This window comes from Brevibacillus fortis, assembly GCF_046196545.1.
GTDB lineage: Bacteria > Bacillota > Bacilli > Brevibacillales > Brevibacillaceae > Brevibacillus > Brevibacillus fortis_A.
Map to the genome: position 1 here is coordinate 3,732,267 of NZ_CP176370.1, position 16,258 is coordinate 3,748,524.

At 46.3% G+C, this 16,258-nt stretch carries 19 protein-coding genes; all 19 read right to left on the reverse strand.

Features of this window, described 5'->3' with window-relative positions; genetic code table 11:
- On the reverse strand, positions 1-1,362 hold the full coding sequence (fliY, locus tag ACKKE8_RS18350; RefSeq protein ID WP_409174324.1) for a flagellar motor switch phosphatase FliY: 1,362 nt from the start codon (positions 1,360-1,362) through the stop codon (positions 1-3).
- Complete coding sequence (gene fliM, locus ACKKE8_RS18355; protein WP_409174325.1) at positions 1,355-2,350, reverse strand: flagellar motor switch protein FliM; 996 nt, start codon at positions 2,348-2,350, stop codon at positions 1,355-1,357. Before fliM ends, fliY begins: the two co-directional genes overlap by 8 nt.
- A 39-nt stretch (positions 2,351-2,389) precedes the next feature.
- The gene (locus ACKKE8_RS18360; RefSeq protein WP_392430199.1) at positions 2,390-2,845 is read right to left on the reverse strand and encodes a flagellar basal body-associated FliL family protein; all 456 of its coding nucleotides are present in this window, start codon (positions 2,843-2,845) and stop codon (positions 2,390-2,392) included.
- Between the two features lie 15 nt (positions 2,846-2,860).
- Positions 2,861-3,082, reverse strand: coding sequence for a flagellar FlbD family protein (locus ACKKE8_RS18365; protein ID WP_015891749.1), 222 nt, complete (start codon positions 3,080-3,082; stop codon positions 2,861-2,863).
- A 71-nt stretch (positions 3,083-3,153) separates the two neighbouring features.
- Positions 3,154-3,972 (reverse strand): flagellar basal body rod protein FlgG, encoded by an 819-nt coding sequence (gene flgG, locus ACKKE8_RS18370; RefSeq protein WP_409174326.1) that lies wholly within the window; start codon positions 3,970-3,972, stop codon positions 3,154-3,156.
- A 101-nt stretch (positions 3,973-4,073) separates the two neighbouring features.
- Entirely contained in the window at positions 4,074-4,469 is a 396-nt protein-coding gene (locus ACKKE8_RS18375) for a TIGR02530 family flagellar biosynthesis protein (protein WP_007719306.1), read from the reverse strand.
- Positions 4,470-4,493: 24 nt separating this feature from the next.
- The gene (locus ACKKE8_RS18380) at positions 4,494-5,717 is read right to left on the reverse strand and encodes a flagellar hook-length control protein FliK (RefSeq protein WP_409174327.1); all 1,224 of its coding nucleotides are present in this window, start codon (positions 5,715-5,717) and stop codon (positions 4,494-4,496) included.
- A 61-nt stretch (positions 5,718-5,778) separates the two neighbouring features.
- Entirely contained in the window at positions 5,779-6,684 is a 906-nt protein-coding gene (locus ACKKE8_RS18385; RefSeq protein ID WP_409174328.1) for a MotE family protein, read from the reverse strand.
- 11 nt (positions 6,685-6,695) lie between these two features.
- Positions 6,696-7,142, reverse strand: a complete 447-nt coding sequence (fliJ, locus tag ACKKE8_RS18390) for a flagellar export protein FliJ (RefSeq protein WP_409174329.1) — start codon at positions 7,140-7,142, stop codon at positions 6,696-6,698.
- A gap of 1 nt (position 7,143) precedes the next feature.
- Complete coding sequence (fliI, locus tag ACKKE8_RS18395; RefSeq protein ID WP_409174330.1) at positions 7,144-8,463, reverse strand: flagellar protein export ATPase FliI; 1,320 nt, start codon at positions 8,461-8,463, stop codon at positions 7,144-7,146.
- The gene (gene fliH, locus ACKKE8_RS18400) at positions 8,460-9,278 is read right to left on the reverse strand and encodes a flagellar assembly protein FliH (protein ID WP_409174331.1); all 819 of its coding nucleotides are present in this window, start codon (positions 9,276-9,278) and stop codon (positions 8,460-8,462) included. The genes fliI and fliH overlap by 4 nt, the downstream gene beginning before the upstream one ends.
- The gene (gene fliG, locus ACKKE8_RS18405) at positions 9,262-10,275 is read right to left on the reverse strand and encodes a flagellar motor switch protein FliG (RefSeq protein WP_007719331.1); all 1,014 of its coding nucleotides are present in this window, start codon (positions 10,273-10,275) and stop codon (positions 9,262-9,264) included. The genes fliH and fliG overlap by 17 nt, the downstream gene beginning before the upstream one ends.
- Before the next feature lie 12 nt (positions 10,276-10,287).
- Positions 10,288-11,877, reverse strand: coding sequence for a flagellar basal-body MS-ring/collar protein FliF (fliF, locus tag ACKKE8_RS18410; RefSeq protein ID WP_409174332.1), 1,590 nt, complete (start codon positions 11,875-11,877; stop codon positions 10,288-10,290).
- Between the two features lie 30 nt (positions 11,878-11,907).
- Positions 11,908-12,204, reverse strand: a complete 297-nt coding sequence (gene fliE, locus ACKKE8_RS18415) for a flagellar hook-basal body complex protein FliE (protein ID WP_017249332.1) — start codon at positions 12,202-12,204, stop codon at positions 11,908-11,910.
- A gap of 18 nt (positions 12,205-12,222) precedes the next feature.
- Positions 12,223-12,681, reverse strand: a complete 459-nt coding sequence (gene flgC, locus ACKKE8_RS18420) for a flagellar basal body rod protein FlgC (RefSeq protein ID WP_106653452.1) — start codon at positions 12,679-12,681, stop codon at positions 12,223-12,225.
- 2 nt (positions 12,682-12,683) lie between these two features.
- Positions 12,684-13,097, reverse strand: a complete 414-nt coding sequence (flgB, locus tag ACKKE8_RS18425) for a flagellar basal body rod protein FlgB (RefSeq protein WP_409174333.1) — start codon at positions 13,095-13,097, stop codon at positions 12,684-12,686.
- Between the two features lie 372 nt (positions 13,098-13,469).
- The gene (codY, locus tag ACKKE8_RS18430; protein ID WP_048033461.1) at positions 13,470-14,249 is read right to left on the reverse strand and encodes a GTP-sensing pleiotropic transcriptional regulator CodY; all 780 of its coding nucleotides are present in this window, start codon (positions 14,247-14,249) and stop codon (positions 13,470-13,472) included.
- A gap of 39 nt (positions 14,250-14,288) precedes the next feature.
- Positions 14,289-15,686, reverse strand: a complete 1,398-nt coding sequence (hslU, locus tag ACKKE8_RS18435; RefSeq protein WP_409174334.1) for an ATP-dependent protease ATPase subunit HslU — start codon at positions 15,684-15,686, stop codon at positions 14,289-14,291.
- Positions 15,687-15,706: 20 nt separating this feature from the next.
- Entirely contained in the window at positions 15,707-16,249 is a 543-nt protein-coding gene (gene hslV, locus ACKKE8_RS18440; RefSeq protein WP_015891764.1) for an ATP-dependent protease subunit HslV, read from the reverse strand.
- Positions 16,250-16,258: the final 9 nt, after the last annotated feature.

Sequence of the window (16,258 nt, forward strand, 5' to 3'; positions counted from 1 at the left end):
TTATTGTAATTTTTGAACACGATCTATCTGACTGATGATATCTGTAACACGAACCCCAAAGTTCTCATCAATGACGACAACCTCGCCCTTGGCAATTAATTTGTTGTTCACCAAAATGTCTACATGCTCACCTGCCAGCTTGTCCAACTGTATAATCGATCCAGCGGACAAGTCAAGGATTTCTCTAATGAGCTTTTTCGTACGACCTAACTCAACTGTTACTTGCAATGGAATGTCATGAAGCAAGTTTAAGTTCTGTATGTCTCCTGTATACATAGGAGCACCTCCAAGTGGAGCAAATTGTGCTGGTACTACATTCGCCTGACTTGCTGCAGGACCTCCGAAATGCTGTGGTGTTGGTGGAGCCATTGGAGGTTGCTGATACATACCTGGGTATGGAGCGTAGCCTGGTGGCATCATTGGTTGTCCATACGCGTCAGGATACATCGGCGGCTGTCCTGGGTAGCCCATTGGCTGTGCGTAACCCGGCGGTTGCTGATACATCGGTTGTTGCTGTGGTGGCGGCGCTACAGGCGGTACGTGGCTCTGTGGTTGCTCCGGCGCACTTGGTTGGATAGAAGGAGCCGACAGACTCATAGCAGGCAGAGAAGGCATCTCTATCTCATCTATGAGGGCCGCCGCTGCTGCTTCATCCTCTGAACCTCCAACCAATCTATCAATCATCTTTTTCGCAAAGGAAAGCGGGAGAAGCTGCATAATATTGGAATCGATAAGTTCGCCTTGCTCTCCTACCTTTAAGCGGAAAGATACTTTCACCAGAGGACTGTCATCATCAGAGAAGCTGTCTCCACCCTTGCCTTGCGCCAGATCCATTACATCGATGCCTGGTGGCGTAATATTAATGAACTGGTTGAAAATCGTCGACATGGACGTAGCAGCGGAACCCATCATCTGATTCATTGCTTCCTGAACCGCGCTGATATGAAGCTCAGACATTTCAGTGTTCGCAGGTCTGCCGTCTCCGCCCATCATCAGATCCGCGATAACTGCAGCATCTTCCATGCGAATGACTAGCAGGTTAATTCCTTTGAAACCATCTGTATATTCCACGTGGACGGCTACGTGAGGAATCGGAAATTCGCTTTCCAATTCATCGACATTGACTACGGAAACAGTAGGGGTTGTAATATCTACTTTTTGACTTAACAAAGTAGATAACGCAGTAGCTGCGCTCCCAAAGGAGATATTACCAATTTCTCCGAGTGCATCCTGTTCAAACGGGGACAGAAATTCGGCAACATCCTGGGTCACTGCCGACACAGCTTCCTCTTCGTCCTCAACCAAGTTGTTCGCACGTAACAGCGCGTCAATCTCGTCTTGAGAAAGCATATCTCTACTCATTTTGTTCCTCCCCCTCCTCTATGACTTCATCAATCTGTACGGCGACTCTTCCTTTAAGTGTTCCTGGCTGACCCAAGAACTTTAAGTGGTCGCCCACTTTAATTTTCAACTTGTTGTCGATCGATTGATCTAATTGAATGACATCGCCTCTTTGTAGCTGTAGGAAATCTCCTACTGTAATCGTAGCTGTTCCCATTTCAGCAACAATCGGCAATTTTGCAACTTTTACTCGGTCTTCTACACGCAGGCGCTCTTCTTCATCCCGCGTTTTCTTTTGTTTGGAGAACCAGTATTGTCCAGACAGCTTTGTCATGATTGGCTCCAGTACCACGTGAGGCAAACAGAGATTGATCATTCCTGTTGTATCGCCGATTTTTGTACTAAAGGAGATTACCACGACAATCTCGTTAGGTGAGACGATCTGCATGAACTGTGGATTCATCTCCAAACCTTCCTGGTACGGATCTAGCTCAATGATTTGCTTCCATGCCTCGTGGAAAGTATCCAGCGCTTTGCCGAATACGCGTTCCATCACCGTTGTTTCAATTTCCGTAAGGGCGCCCATCTTTTCCGGAATCGCCCCCTGTCCTCCCAGAAGTCGATCCAGCATGGTATAGGCGATGTTTGGATTTACTTCCAAAACCATTCGTCCTTCCAGCGGAGGAGCTTCAAAGATGTTCAAGATGGTCATCTTGGGAATAGAACGTATAAATTCGTCATACGGCAATTGATCGACGGAGGCAACCGTAATTTGCACGAAGGTACGGAGCTGAGCTGAAAAATACGTAGTCAACAGCCTCGCGTAGTTTTCATGGATTCTCGTTAAACCACGGATCTGATCTTTTGAGAACCGCAGGGCGCGTTTGAAATCATAAACTTTGATTTTACGCTCAGTTTCTTCCTTTTTCAGCTCGTTGGCATCCATTTCGCCCGAAGATAGGGCAGCCAACAGCGCATCAATCTCACTCTGTGAGAGAACCTCGGCCATATGTCGTCACCTCCTTGCTATGTATACCATAATCGCTTCCTATGACAAGACGCGTTTGGTTGTCACTACTTGAACAATCTTACCTTCTTGCATCAGGGAGCTGATTTCATTCATGATTTTTGCTTCCAGCTTGTTCACACCTTCAGTTCCTTTTATGTCTTCTGGTGTCAACCCCGCCAATGTTTTAATAATCACCTGATTGACTTGCGGCAAACGCTGCTCCAGCTCTGTTTTGGCATCAGCACTGTCGGCTGTAATGCTAAAGCGTACAATCATGTAATTATTCGTTAGCAAGTTCGTAGTAATTTCGCCAGTGTCAACGGAGAACTCTTTCATTTCCTCTGCCGTGAGCGTCTTCACTTCTTGCTCATCCGTCGTGGCTGTTTGCGCAGCCGGAGAGAGATATGTTTGCCAGAGAACAAACGAGACCACTCCCAGTAGCGATATCGCGATGATAATGATTAGAGCCATGTTAAACAATCGATTTTGAAACATCGCTAATGCCTCCCGCTATTCATTTGAATCACCCGGCATTTTCGGTACAGAAGTTGCCGGAGGAACATTATGATAAAAAGCCTGAACACGTTCAGCGATGGATTCCACCGAATCCTTCACGATGTACTTTCTGTCGTTGAACAGCGTGATTACGCTATCCGGAGTTCCTTCAACAGTTTCAATGTGAGTGATGTTCAGATAAAAAGTAGAGCCGTTAAACCGAGTTAACTTAATCATTGGCTGCTCCTTTCCGGATCAAGCTGGGGAAGACTTAGAACGCTTCCCCGGCTTTTTTCCGTTAAACGAAATTATCGTTTCAGGTTCACCAGTTCTTCTAGTACTGTGTCAGATGTCGTGATGATCCGAGAGTTTGCTTGGAAACCGCGCTGTGCCACGATCATTTCTGTAAATTCTTCAGAAAGGTCAACGTTGGACATTTCCAGTTGTCCTGCGATGATGCTTACATTTGCATCTACTGGCGTCACTGGTGTCCGCGGGTCACCACCATTCGCTCCAGCGTTTACTGTGTTTTCGTAAAGATTGTTCCCAATCTTCTTCAAACCACCTGGGTTATTGAAGGTCATTATCCCAATGGTATTCGCAGAGTCTAAAGCACCTGTATCATCCACCGTTGTGATGACTCCGTCTTTTCCAATGGAGTAAGAAACAATCCCATCATCTTGGTTGATCTGAATTACACCTGGATCAGAGTTCATGAGCTTCATCCCTTGGGAGTTCACCAGGTACCCCTCTGCATCACGTGTAAAGTTGCCTGCACGCGTATAATAGATCGTGGCTCCTTCATCCGGGCTGACCATAAAGAATCCATCGCCCTCGATAGAAAGGTCTGTTGGCAGGTTGGTTGTCATCGGACTACCAGCAGAGAAGACGGTATCAATCGATGCGATTGAAGCTCCTAGTCCAATTTGAGTTGGGTTAGTTCCGCCCTTCGCACCAGCTGTAGGAGCCCCAGCCCCTTGAACGTTTTGGCTCAAAATATCTTGGAACATTACGCGGCCCTTTTTGAAACCAACGGTGTTTACATTCGCGATATTATTACCAATAACGTCTAACTTCGTTTGAAAGCCACGCAAGCCTGAAATACCTGAATACATAGATCGAAGCATACAAACTTCCTCCTTTACCTTCTCATTTACAGCGGCTACCTCTGTCAGTCGGTAGCCGAATGGGCTTCCTCATAAGGAGGTCCAGCCCAGTAAACAGCCACCTACACGAAAATGGCACTGTCAATGTTAGTAAATACGTTGTCCTTCATGCTGCCATCGTCTACGGCGGTAATAATTTTCCGATTTACGATGCTCACGACGTAGGCCACATTATCCATCATAACGAGAGACTCTCTGGCGCCTTTGGCGGCTGCTTTTTGCACAGCCGATTCCAAACGCTCCATCTGCTGTCTTTCTAACGTAATGCCCCGCTCCTGCAAGCGATTGACGGCATGCTGGCTAAAACTAAGTGGCTCCGCCTTTGTTGCAGCGCCAATCGATTCCGTCAAATACTGCTGAAATAACTTGTTGTTTCCCGGAGCAGTCTGGGTAGTAGCTTTTGCGACGTGATTCGTTTTCGGAGGAAAATAGGGTTGCCCCACACGAAAATGATTCATGGCGCTTCCTCCTTGTATCCAATCCTAGACGATGTCGTCAATGCCGCGAGCCGTTTCCCGCAATCGATTCCATAGCACTTCTGTTGATTCATTGCTGTCTACCAGGGCATCGAGAGCAAATTCTTGCTCGTCTTTATCTTGCTGTTGTCGATTCTCTTGCTGTTGTCGTGCTTGTTCACGCTGCTGTTGGAAGTTAAAAGCTGTATCCTGCTGCTGGTTTACCTCCAAGCGATCAACTTGCAAGCCTTGTTGTGTCAACGCAGCTCGAAGCTGCGGAAGTTGATTGTCCAGCATTTCCTTTCCAGCCTGTGTTTCGGCATGGAACTGTGCTGTAATCACTCCATTTTGGGAAGTAATTGTTACATCTACTTGGCCCAAAGATTGTGGATTTAGAATCAGCCTTGCCTCATGTACGCCATTATTTTGCGTCAACTGCATCTTGGACACGAAAAGTTGTGTGACTTGCTGTGTCAATTGATTGGCGTTCACATGATGTGTGGGAACCGACTGTTGCGAAAAGGTCTGTACAGATTGTGTCTGCGTATTTGATGAAGCAACAATCGGTGTCTGACCATTTCCATTCAACATGCCCTCTTGTGCATCGCCCTCTTGATTCAAAAGGCCGCCTTGCAGTGTAGGCTGTACAGTTTGAGACTGAATCCCTGCCTCTAGCTTGTAAGCCGAGAGACCTTGGTTCAATCGCAGTGAAGAAATCGTCTTTAACGTGTCCTGCTGGGTTGTGTTCATGTTTGCCATCACATCGGATCGCAAGTTCAGACCACTTCGTTTTGACTCTTCCGCATTTCCTTTTTGATTCTTCAAGGATTCGAGAAGAGCTGCCAGCTTGTCCAGTTCGTTTGGAGTTGCTTCCCCTTTTTTCAGGTTAGCTAGGATTTGCTTTAAATCCTCACTCACTTGACCAGCATTTCCTTGTGCTTTACCCATGAGTTGTTCAATTGCAGTTGCAAATTTTTCCTGGGCGTCAGGCGGTAATTCGTCTTGCGTAGTTTGACCAGAGCCAAGCAGTTGGGCAAATAATGCCATGAGCTCAGCTAATGCTAGCATTTCCTCTTCACTTAAACCCTCTGGCGCCACCATTGTATCTTCTGGGTTCCCCACCTGATCCAACACCTGCATCAATTGCATGGAAAACATTTGACCTAAACCAGTTGTTCCCGCGTTCGTTGCAGGTGTAGCTGTAACAGATCCTGCTGATCCTACTGCAGGGGTCAAATTGGCCACATTCATCTCGTTCACCTCCTCTTTTTGATTTGTTGCTTATAGGAACGAAAACAGATGATTACTCAATCTATTTTCGAAGCAACTCTGTCGTGACGCGAGCCGCCATATTATCTGGTTCTTTCTGCTTCTTGTCGTCATTGGCGATCGCTGAGAGAGTTTGGGCCCGTTTATCCACAGGCAAATCTTTCATTAAGGCAATAGCTTGACCCTTGTTTGTATCCATGAGTGAACGAATGATGGCAGCAGCATCCGCTGGAGGCAATTGAGCGAACGTCTTTTTTAGATCCTCTGCATCAGAACCATCACGCGTATCGCTTAATGCCCTTGTCAGCACATCAACACGTTGTTGCAAGGCCGCAATGTCATCATCTTTGTTCACTACTGAATCTTTTAACAAGATCGAAATATCAGCAGCTTTCTTCGGTTCCATCTTGGCCAAAATGTCTGCCTGCTGTGCAGGTTTCATTTTTGTCATGACGGCAACTGACTCTTGTAGTTTTAGATTTTCAATGATGGCTGCCGCATTTTTTGGAGACATGGTCGTATACACTTTTGCCAAGTCTGCAAACTGCTTCTGACGTTCTTCCTCAGTCGCACGCTTGTCTTCCATTGCCTTGTTTACATCATCGAGTTGCTTTTCTAGCGCCACAATGGTGGCGTCTTTCTTTGCTGCCTCTTCTTTTAAAGCGCTAATCTGCTGCTGATTTTTTGCTTGATCTTGCTGTAGGGTTACCACTTGTTTGTCCATGTCAGGTTGTTCTTTTGAGTCGGGAGTTGCCGCATATTCGTCCGGGACTAATTTTTCCACGTACGGTATGGAGTTAGCCCAGTGGAGAACAGTCCCTAACACGTTTACTCCGAGCAAGCTCAGGAGCACACCGCCAAGGAGGCTGGCAAACAGTGCAGGAATGACAATCATATAAAAGAACCATTCCCACCTCCCGTATTCCCGTTCTTCTTGGATTTCTTCCATTTGGACCTCCCTCAGTAGCTTCGGCGAAGATAGAGCTGCGTACCGATCTCATCCAACTCTTTTTGCTCTCTTTGCTTCTGGTCGTCCAGAAATTGGTGGAGCGACTTTTCCCGAAGGCGTTGCCATAGTTGGGACTCTTTCATACGTTCCGTCAATCGTGACTGACAGCGTTCCACATCCTGTTCACAACCGTGCAAGGTACGTTGCTGATTGTGTATGGATCTCGCAACAGATTGCTGATATTGCGTAATGGAAATGAGCTGTGCAGCACTGCATGTCTGCATCTGTACTTCCTGGAGCTTCACCGTCATCTCGTCATGATGATCGGTTAGTTGAGAAAGCTTCCACTCTTCTTCGTTTTTACGCTGGATCGACTTTCCGAAAGCCCACTCTGCTTGTTCTTTTTCTTTTTCCTTTAAATCAAGAACCTTTTGGAGATGAAACTGAAACACTCGCACGTTAGTTCACTCCTCCGAAATGAGCTGTCAACGCTTGGATAGCGCTCTGCAAAGTAGATGGCTCATGCGTTCCTTGTGCCGTAAAACCAGAAATGATATCGCGATAGCGAATAGCCGCATCAATTTCCCGGTTACTTCCCGGCTTGTACGCCCCAATATTAATGAGGTCCTCCGCTTCACGAAACGTAGCCAAATGCTTTTTCAGCTGACGAGCAGCATCCAAATGGTTACTATCGACGATTTCATTCATGACACGACTTACACTCGCCATCACATCAATGGCAGGAAAGTGACCTTTATGAGCGATTTTTCGGTCAAGAACGATGTGACCGTCCAAAATCCCCCGCGCTGCATCCGCAATCGGATCGTTCATGTCGTCAGAATCAACCAGTACGGTATAAAAGGCTGTAATACTTCCCTTATCCGCTGTTCCCGCGCGCTCCATCAGCTTTGGCAGCATCGCAAACACCGATGGCGTATAACCACGCGTAGCCGGCGGTTCTCCGATTGCCAAGCCCACTTCACGTTGTGCCATGGCAAAGCGGGTGACGGAATCCATCATGAGCATGACATTCATTCCACGATCGCGGAAATATTCCGCTATGGATGTCGCAATCATTGCTCCCTTGATTCGGATCATGGCAGGTTGATCGGAAGTAGCTACGACAACAACTGACCGCTTTAGTCCTTCTTCCCCAAGATCGCGCTCGATAAACTCCATGACTTCACGGCCGCGTTCCCCAATAAGACCAATCACATTGATATCTGCCGTAGTATTTCGGGCGATCATTCCCATCAATGTACTTTTTCCTACCCCTGATCCTGCGAAGATGCCGACCCGCTGACCTTTCCCGATGGTAAGCAGACCGTCTATCGCTCTCACACCTACACTCAATGGTTCTTGAATGCGCGGTCGAAGGATCGGATTTGGCGGCATATTGTTGGTAGGATAAGACGTCAGCCCAAATGGCAGTGAACCTTGATAAGGACGGCCCAGTCCATCGAGGATCGAACCCAATATTTCAGGTCCAACTTTTACATCTAGCGAACGTCCTGTCGCGACTACATCACAACCTGGACCAATTTCGGTCAATTCGCCTAATGGCATTAACAGCACTTTGTTTTCGCGAAAGCCAACGACTTCTGCGATGATCGGTTCCTTTGTGTTAGCCGGATATAGATGGCAAATCTCGCCTAATCTCACTTCTGGCCCTTGCGACTCAATGGTGAGTCCAACAACCTGTGTCACTTTGCCATTCACGCGCATCGGATCTAATCCATGCAGCATGTGCTTGTACTTCGAGAGATCTAGGATGCTCATGGAGCCTCACTTCCTCTGGCAATCGTAAGCAGCGCCTGCTTAATCTCCTCCATTTGTGTATCAATGCGGGCATCGACACTTCCCAAGGCAGTACGGATGACACATCCACCATCTTGTACGGTATAGTCAGGGTAAATGGAGAGCTCAGCTTGTCCATCTAACAATTCCAGAAAACCAGCACGATGTTCGAGCACATAATCGAAGTACTTATGGTTGACGCACACCGTAATCTCGCCATGAACACGGGAGCGGCGGAGTGCTTTTTTAGTCATTTCCAGGACCTGCTCGGGATGCTGTTGCAATTCCTGTCCAATGATTTTTTTAGCGATTTCCAAGCTGAGTTCCACTAGAAAAGGCTCCGCCTCAGCTATAACCTGTTTTTTCTCGGCAAACGCCTGTTCCAGAATGGTTTTTGCTTGGCTGAGTGTAGCTGTTTGCTCCTCGTAAGCCTCACGTTTACCCGTTTCGAAACCTGCCTCGTGCCCTTCCGTCATAGCCTGCTCTTGTACTTGTTGAAAAAGTTGCGCAGCTTCCTGACGCTTTTGTTCCCACCATTCTTCCATCTGAGTAAGCGTCTCTTGCTTTACTTGCTCTGCTTGCTCCGCAGCTTGTTGCAAGATGTTTTGTGCGGTTTCTTCTGCATCTGAGATGATCCTTTTCGCCTCGATCTCAGCTTGATTAAAAATTTCTTGATTTTCTTGCAACCTTTCGGCAACTTCTTCCGTCTTTAGTGGTACAGGCGTTACCGAGAGGAGAAAAGATTCCTCAGAAGGCCGATAATTGGCGCTTTTGATGATCCTAGACAATGATATCATCTCCTCCACCGCGGGCGATGATGATCTCACCAGCCTCCTCTAAGCGACGGATAATTGCAACGATACGAGATTGTGCCTCTTCTACGTCGCGAAGGCGAACTGGGCCCATAAACTCCATTTCTTCTTTGAAGGTATCCGCCATCCGTTTGGACATGTTCCGGAAAATAACTTCCCGAACTTCTTCGCTGGATACTTTGAGAGAAAGTTGCAAATCGGCATTTTCCACATCGCGGATAACGCGCTGAATCGAACGGTTGTCGAGTGTAGCAATATCCTCGAAGACGAACATACGCTTCTTGATTTCTTCTGCCAGCTCTGGATCTTGAATTTCGAGGGAATCCAGAATCGTGCGTTCGGTTCCACGATCGACCCCGTTGAGTACAGCCACGATCGCTTCGATCCCGCCTGCCTGCGTGTAATCTTGGGTAACAGTGGCAGAGAGCTTTTGCTCCAATACCTGTTCAACTTGAGCGATTACTTCCGGAGAAGTACTGTCCATAGTCGCAATACGTTTCGCAACCTCTGCTTGCCGTTCTTGAGGAAGAGCGGACAGGATCATGGCTGCTTGTTGAGCTTCCAGATATGAAAGCACCAAGGCTATCGTCTGTGGATGTTCATTTTGGATAAAGTTAAGGATTTGACCTGGGTCAGCCTTTCTAGCAAAGTCAAACGGTCGAACTTGAAGGTTTGCCGTCAAGCGATTAATAATATCCATCGCTTTCGTCTCGCCCAAAGCTTTTTGCAAAATTTCTTTGGCGTACGTAATCCCGCCTTGTGCAATTACCTCCTTGGCAACTGCTATCTGGTGAAATTCAGATAAAATTTTATCTTTTTCATCCGTATCCACTTTTCGCACATTGGCGATTTCTAATGTCAGTTGCTCGATCTCATCCTCACGCAAATGCTTGAACACCTGGGCAGAAACTTCCGGCCCGAGTGAGATGAGGAGGATAGCTGCCTTTTGTCGTCCTGACAACTCTTTAGCGCCGCGAGCCATACCATTCACTCCTTAATCTTCTGCTAACCAAGTACGAAGCAGAACAACAAACTCATCTGGTTTGCTTCGCGCCAATTTTTCAAGTTGCTTTCTGACCACTACCTGGTCTCCATCTTCTTGGTAAATCAAGTCTGGTATTTCGGCCGCGTTTAACGGTGTCAGCAAGTCTGGCAATTCCTCTTCTTCTTGTTGTTGCTTCGCTTGACTGCGTCTGCGATAAACGAGGAAGGCAACAGCAGCAAGTGCCAAGACTGCAATACCACCAACTGTCCAAAGAACAGCAGGACTTAGTGCACTGGAATCCTCAATCTCAGCTTTTCCTGAGAACTGACGAGGGAGTACAGAAATATGCTTGTCCAACTCAGCATCCGTTAAATTAGAAGCCTGATCACTCAAAGTAACACGAACAACATTGCGCAACACTTGTTTGATGCTCTCGAGCGTAGCAGCATCCAACGTTGCACCATCTGGCGGTTCTACCCCAACGTTGATTGTGATGTCTTCGATCTTGTACGGGCTTGATGTAACATTTCGTGTGATGCGATTTACTTCACGGTTAATCGTATCATTCAACTCTTCGTATTGACTGTTACTTCCTTGTGGGTTAGCTCCTGGGTAGTTCGTAACTGCATTGTTATTGGTTCCTGCAATTCCCCCTGGAGGTTGACCTTGTCCAGAGAAAGCTTTTGATAATTTTTGAGAAGAAATGATAAGTCCTTCGTTATTCTCTTTGTCAGGTGCCTCAACTATGTTCTCTACGCGATTTTCTTTGTCAAAGTTCATTTTGATGAACGTATGGACGATGACTTTATCGCGTCCCATGATTGTACCCAACAAGTTGTACAGGTTTTGTTGAATTTTCTTTTCAACATCTGCCTTGATTGTTTCCTGTTGCTTAAAGCTACTCAATGTGCCTTCGTTTTCATTGCCTTCGGAACGTTCTAACGGATTGGAATACTGGTCTGTAATCGCAATCGCTTCCATCGGCAATTTCGGAACGCTTCGGGAAACAAGCAGATATAGCGAGTTAATTTGCTTTTGATCAAGCGCTGTTCCAGGTTCAACATCGACGATAACGGAAGCCGTCGCTGTATCCGGAGTCTCCGTCACCCAAACGCTTTCCTGCGGCAATGTAATCATCACTTGTGCGGAGCGTACGCCTTTAACACGTTCCAGCATCTTCCGCAGCTCTTGTTGCAAAGCCTCTTTCTTCATGACATCAAATTGGCGATCTGTAACTCCAAGGGTACTGGAGAAAATTTCTGCATTAATTCCTGCTTGACTCGGAATACCTTGCGCAGCCAAATCGACAATGACATCTTGTGCCATTTTTTCTGGAACCTCGATACTTGTACCATTCCCCGTGATACGATATGGGATTTGTGAAGCTTCCAACTCTTGCTTGATAGTCCCGATTTCTTGTTCACTCAATTTTTGGTTGTAGAGTGGTTTGTACACCGGCTGAGAAGCGATGTATATGTATAGACCAAGAGAAATCAAGAGGAAGAGCGAAATACCGAGAATCATCCATTTTTGCTTCTTGGAAAATTGGTTCCATTTTGACGTAAACTGGTCTTTGTATACTGCTAAACGTTCGTTCATGTTTCACCTCTCAAAGGATACCAACAACGATCAAATCGACATGCGCATGATTTCTTGATAAGACTCAATCATCTTGTTCCTGACCTGCATAGTCATTTGTAGCATCACGGAAGCTTTTTGACCTGCAACAGTCAATTGGTGCAAGTCGGTAATTTCTCCCGCTGCAAACTTGTCGGCAAGATTCGACGATTCTACTTGCGCCTGATTCACTTTATTCATGGCATCCGATAGAAACGATGAGAATTCTTGGGAAACTTCAGCTGGGGTTGGCTTGTTCACACTCGGTGTACGAATTGGCGTTAGTTGGGAGATTGCACTCATTTCCATTCCTTACTGTCACCCGCTTTACTTGATTTCCAATGCTTTTAGCATCATCGATTTGGAAGCGTTCAGTGCTGTCACGTTGGCTTCGTATGATCTTGATGCGGAGATCATGTCCACCATCTCTTTCATCGGGTCGACATTCGGCATCAAGAGATATCCGTCTTGATCTGCATCTGGGTGAGATGGATCAAATACTCGCTTAAACGGAGTATTGTCTTCTTGAATCGCTGTAACCTTCACACCTTGTCCACCCCGACTTCCTGAGACCGTTCCCACGGCTGCTTGCAGGAAGTTATCAAATGTTCCATTTGTTTGAGGTGACAACTCCACCATTTTCCTCCGATATGGCTGCCAAGCGCCATCTACGAAGTTTGCTCGAGTGGTTTCCGCATTTGCAATATTGGAGGCAATTGTATCCAATCGCAAGCGGTTAGCTGTTAAGGCAGAAGCACTTGTGTTAATTCCCTGAAACAAGCTCATCTTTACTTACCTCCACCCTCAATTACACTCCGTAGTTTTTGAAAATGCCCTGCTGTCAATTGCGTTAAACCGCTGTACCAAATTTGGTTTTTGGCCAATTCTGTTGTTTCTGCTTCTAAGTCAACATCATTGCCACTGTTCTGAATGAAGTTATTCGGATTGGACACAACCTGTGGTACTGCAACGCCCCCTACATTTCCAAACGGGAGGTGTCGTTGATTGGTCCGATACGCTTCTAACTTGCCATTTCCCGCTCTTGCGTTCAACTCATCTTGCAAAAAGCTCTCGAAGATGACTTGTTGACTTTTGAATTGAGGGGTGTCTATGTTGGCAAGGTTGTTTGCGATCGTTCTATGTCGCAATGTTGCAGCGTCGAGTGATCTCTCCAGGACCTGCAGATGGTAACTATCCAGCATTTTTCCTTCTCCCCCAATATGAGTCAATTGTTTTCCCTAAAACCACCTATATTTCCTGTATTTTCGACACCCTAATACGATTCAATCATAGCAAAATCAATTTGGACAAAAAAGCCCCTTTTCATGACGTTTTTCAAAATGATTCAATGGGACTAAATCCCTTATCTTTCCTGTTTTTTTACTGCATTTTACAAGGAAACCATATTCAAACCATTGCAGAAGTCGAGGCACGCATTAAAAATCAATATATAATTTATGGTAATAATGTGTCGTTTTTTGAAATAAATAGGACTAAAGTCCCATGATAAAAGGTGCAGCAACATGAGTTGCTACACCTTTTGTTTACTTTCTTGTAACTTTTCGCAAGGTATATTATGAGGTTTTGAGCTTCTCCAGCTCAGGCAACAGCTTTTCATTCAGGACTTTAATGAAGGTACCTTTCATCCCCAAAGAACGGGATTCGATAACGCCCGCACTCTCCAGCTTGCGCAGTGCGTTTACAATTACAGAGCGAGTAATCCCTACGCGATCCGCGATTTTGGAGGCTACGAGCAAGCCTTCTTTGCCTTCGAGTTCTTCAAAAATATGTTCAACTGCTTCCAACTCACTGTAAGAGAGGGAACCAATCGCCATTTGTACAACCGCTTTGCTGCGTGCTTCTTCTTCGATTGCTTCAGAACGCTCGCGCAAGATTTCCATACCTACTACAGTTGCCCCTACTTCTGCAAGAATCAGGTCGTCATCGACAAATTGATCGTTAATACGACCCAAAATCAGCGTACCGAGACGATCTCCTCCACCCATAATTGGAACAAGCGTCGTCCAACCTGTGCGGAATACTTCCTTCATTTCAACTGGGAAAATGGTGTATGGGCTATCTACATCCAGGTTCGCAGATGTTTCATCTACTTTCAGTAACCCCATGCTGTACTCTTCTGGGAAACGACGCTCTTCCAGCATTTTGCGCATACGGCTGTTATCCATCTCTTGATGAATCGCATAGCCGAGAAGCTTTCCTTTGCGGCTTACCACATAAGTATTTGCTTCAATAACGTCACTCAAAACTTGGGACATTTCATTGAAGTTCACGGCATGACCCGCGGATTTTTGCAACATGCGGTTAATTCTTCTTGTTTTTGACAGTAGATCCATCTGTATTTCCTCCTAATTATATGTGCTGCCTATCCAATGTTATAAAATATATTGACTCAAGTCTTTGTTCCCCACGATTGTACCTAATTTCTGTTTGACATAATCGGGGGTAATCTGTACAACTTCTAAGTGAATTTCTGGGGCTTCAAAAGAGAGATCCTCCAGTAGCTTCTCCAATATCGTGTGCAATCTTCTAGCACCAATGTTATCTGTGCTCTGATTGACCTCAGCAGCGAGACGAGCGAGTTCCTGAATGGCTTCCGGTGTAAATTCAATACGCACACCTTCTGTTTCCAAGAGGGCCACGTACTGCTTAAGCAACGCGTTTTTAGGCTCAGTCAAAATTCGGACAAAATCTTCAACGCGCAAGCTAGTCAGTTCCACCCGAATCGGAAAACGGCCTTGCAATTCAGGAATTAAATCTGATGGCTTTGCCATGTGAAAAGCACCAGCTGCGATAAACAGAACATAATCTGTTTTGACAGGACCATACTTGGTCATGATAGTTGAGCCTTCCACAATCGGTAAAATATCACGCTGGACCCCTTCACGGGATACATCCGGGCCACGCCCATCCTTGCCCGCAATCTTGTCAATTTCGTCAATGAAGATAATACCGTGTTGTTCAGCTCGACGAATTGACTCCTGCGTAACTTCGTCCATATCCACCAGTTTTTGCGCTTCCTGCTGAATTAATACCTTTCGCGCATCTTTTATTCGCAATTTTCGTTTCTTCATCCGCTTAGGCATCAGGCTACCGAGCATATCCTGCATTTGCATCCCCATTTGTTCTGTACCCGGAACCTGGAACATGTCAAACATCGAAGGTGATTGATCTTCGACTTCAATCTCAATCATTTGCTCTTCTAACTGGCCATTCGTCAATTGCCACATGACTTGTCTGCGTTGCTGCTGAATCGACACTTCTTCTTGATCAGAGGTATCCTGCTGCTGTTGCTGCTGTCCACCGAAGAACATCTCCAACGGATTTTTGAACGAGTTCGACTGCTTGCGAGATGGGACGAGTACGTTCACAATCGCTTCATTCGCAAGCTTCTCGGCTTTCTCTTTCACCGACTCTACTTTTTCCTGTTTGACCGTACGGATAGAAGCTTCCACCAGATCGCGGACCATCGATTCCACATCTCGTCCTACATAACCGACTTCCGTAAACTTCGTTGCTTCTACTTTAATAAAAGGAGCACCTGTCAGTTTTGCAATCCGACGTGCAATTTCCGTTTTTCCAACACCAGTAGGTCCGATCATCAAGATGTTTTTTGGAACAACCTCATCAATCATTTGCTCTGGCAAACGACTGCGACGATAGCGGTTGCGAAGCGCTACAGCAATGGCTTTCTTGGCTTGTGCCTGCCCGACAATGTATTTATCCAAATGCTCTACGATCTTACGCGGGGTTAATTGCTCAAGATTCAGCACAGTAGGTTCCTCCCTTTCGCTCAATTCAACTCATCCACAACAAGATTGTTGTTTGTGAACACGCAAATTTCAGCAGCGGTACGAAGCGATGCTTCCGCAATCTCACGTGCGCCGAGATGAGGCGCATATGTTTTCAATGCACGACCTGCTGCAAGGGCAAAGCTACCGCCAGAACCAATGGCAAGAATCCCATCATCAGGCTCAATGATTTCGCCATTGCCGGAGATAAGCAACAAATGCTCCTTATTGGCAACAATCATCATTGCTTCCAAACGACGCAAAATTTTATCCATGCGCCACTCTTTCGCCAGCTCTACAGCAGCACGCTGTAGATTGCCGTGATACTCCTCCAGCTTTCCTTCAAACTTCTCAAAAAGCGTAATGGCATCAGCAACAGAGCCAGCGAATCCTGCTAAAACTTCGCCGCGATATAGACGTCTTACTTTTTTGGCACCGTGCTTCATTACCATGCTGTTGCCAAACGTAACCTGACCATCTCCGGCCATCGCTACAGACCCATTGTGCTGTACAGCAAATATGGTTGTTGCGTGAAACTGTTCCATCACTGATTC

Excerpts from the sequence above, each read along its gene's own strand:
- fliY (WP_409174324.1), bottom strand. The coding sequence starts at position 1,362 with ATGAGTAGAGATATGCTTTCTCAAGACGAGATTGACGCGCTGTTACGT.
- fliM (WP_409174325.1), bottom strand. The coding sequence starts at position 2,350 with ATGGCCGAGGTTCTCTCACAGAGTGAGATTGATGCGCTGTTGGCTGCC.
- ACKKE8_RS18360 (WP_392430199.1), bottom strand. The coding sequence starts at position 2,845 with ATGTTTCAAAATCGATTGTTTAACATGGCTCTAATCATTATCATCGCG.
- ACKKE8_RS18365 (WP_015891749.1), bottom strand. The coding sequence starts at position 3,082 with ATGATTAAGTTAACTCGGTTTAACGGCTCTACTTTTTATCTGAACATC.
- flgG (WP_409174326.1), bottom strand. The coding sequence starts at position 3,972 with ATGCTTCGATCTATGTATTCAGGTATTTCAGGCTTGCGTGGCTTTCAA.
- ACKKE8_RS18375 (WP_007719306.1), bottom strand. The coding sequence starts at position 4,469 with ATGAATCATTTTCGTGTGGGGCAACCCTATTTTCCTCCGAAAACGAAT.
- ACKKE8_RS18380 (WP_409174327.1), bottom strand. The coding sequence starts at position 5,717 with ATGAATGTGGCCAATTTGACCCCTGCAGTAGGATCAGCAGGATCTGTT.
- ACKKE8_RS18385 (WP_409174328.1), bottom strand. The coding sequence starts at position 6,684 with ATGGAAGAAATCCAAGAAGAACGGGAATACGGGAGGTGGGAATGGTTC.
- fliI (WP_409174330.1), bottom strand. The coding sequence starts at position 8,463 with ATGAGCATCCTAGATCTCTCGAAGTACAAGCACATGCTGCATGGATTA.
- fliH (WP_409174331.1), bottom strand. The coding sequence starts at position 9,278 with ATGATATCATTGTCTAGGATCATCAAAAGCGCCAATTATCGGCCTTCT.
- fliG (WP_007719331.1), bottom strand. The coding sequence starts at position 10,275 with ATGGCTCGCGGCGCTAAAGAGTTGTCAGGACGACAAAAGGCAGCTATC.
- fliF (WP_409174332.1), bottom strand. The coding sequence starts at position 11,877 with ATGAACGAACGTTTAGCAGTATACAAAGACCAGTTTACGTCAAAATGG.
- fliE (WP_017249332.1), bottom strand. The coding sequence starts at position 12,204 with ATGGAAATGAGTGCAATCTCCCAACTAACGCCAATTCGTACACCGAGT.
- flgC (WP_106653452.1), bottom strand. The coding sequence starts at position 12,681 with ATGAGCTTGTTTCAGGGAATTAACACAAGTGCTTCTGCCTTAACAGCT.
- flgB (WP_409174333.1), bottom strand. The coding sequence starts at position 13,097 with ATGCTGGATAGTTACCATCTGCAGGTCCTGGAGAGATCACTCGACGCT.
- codY (WP_048033461.1), bottom strand. The coding sequence starts at position 14,249 with ATGGATCTACTGTCAAAAACAAGAAGAATTAACCGCATGTTGCAAAAA.
- hslV (WP_015891764.1), bottom strand. The coding sequence starts at position 16,249 with ATGGAACAGTTTCACGCAACAACCATATTTGCTGTACAGCACAATGGG.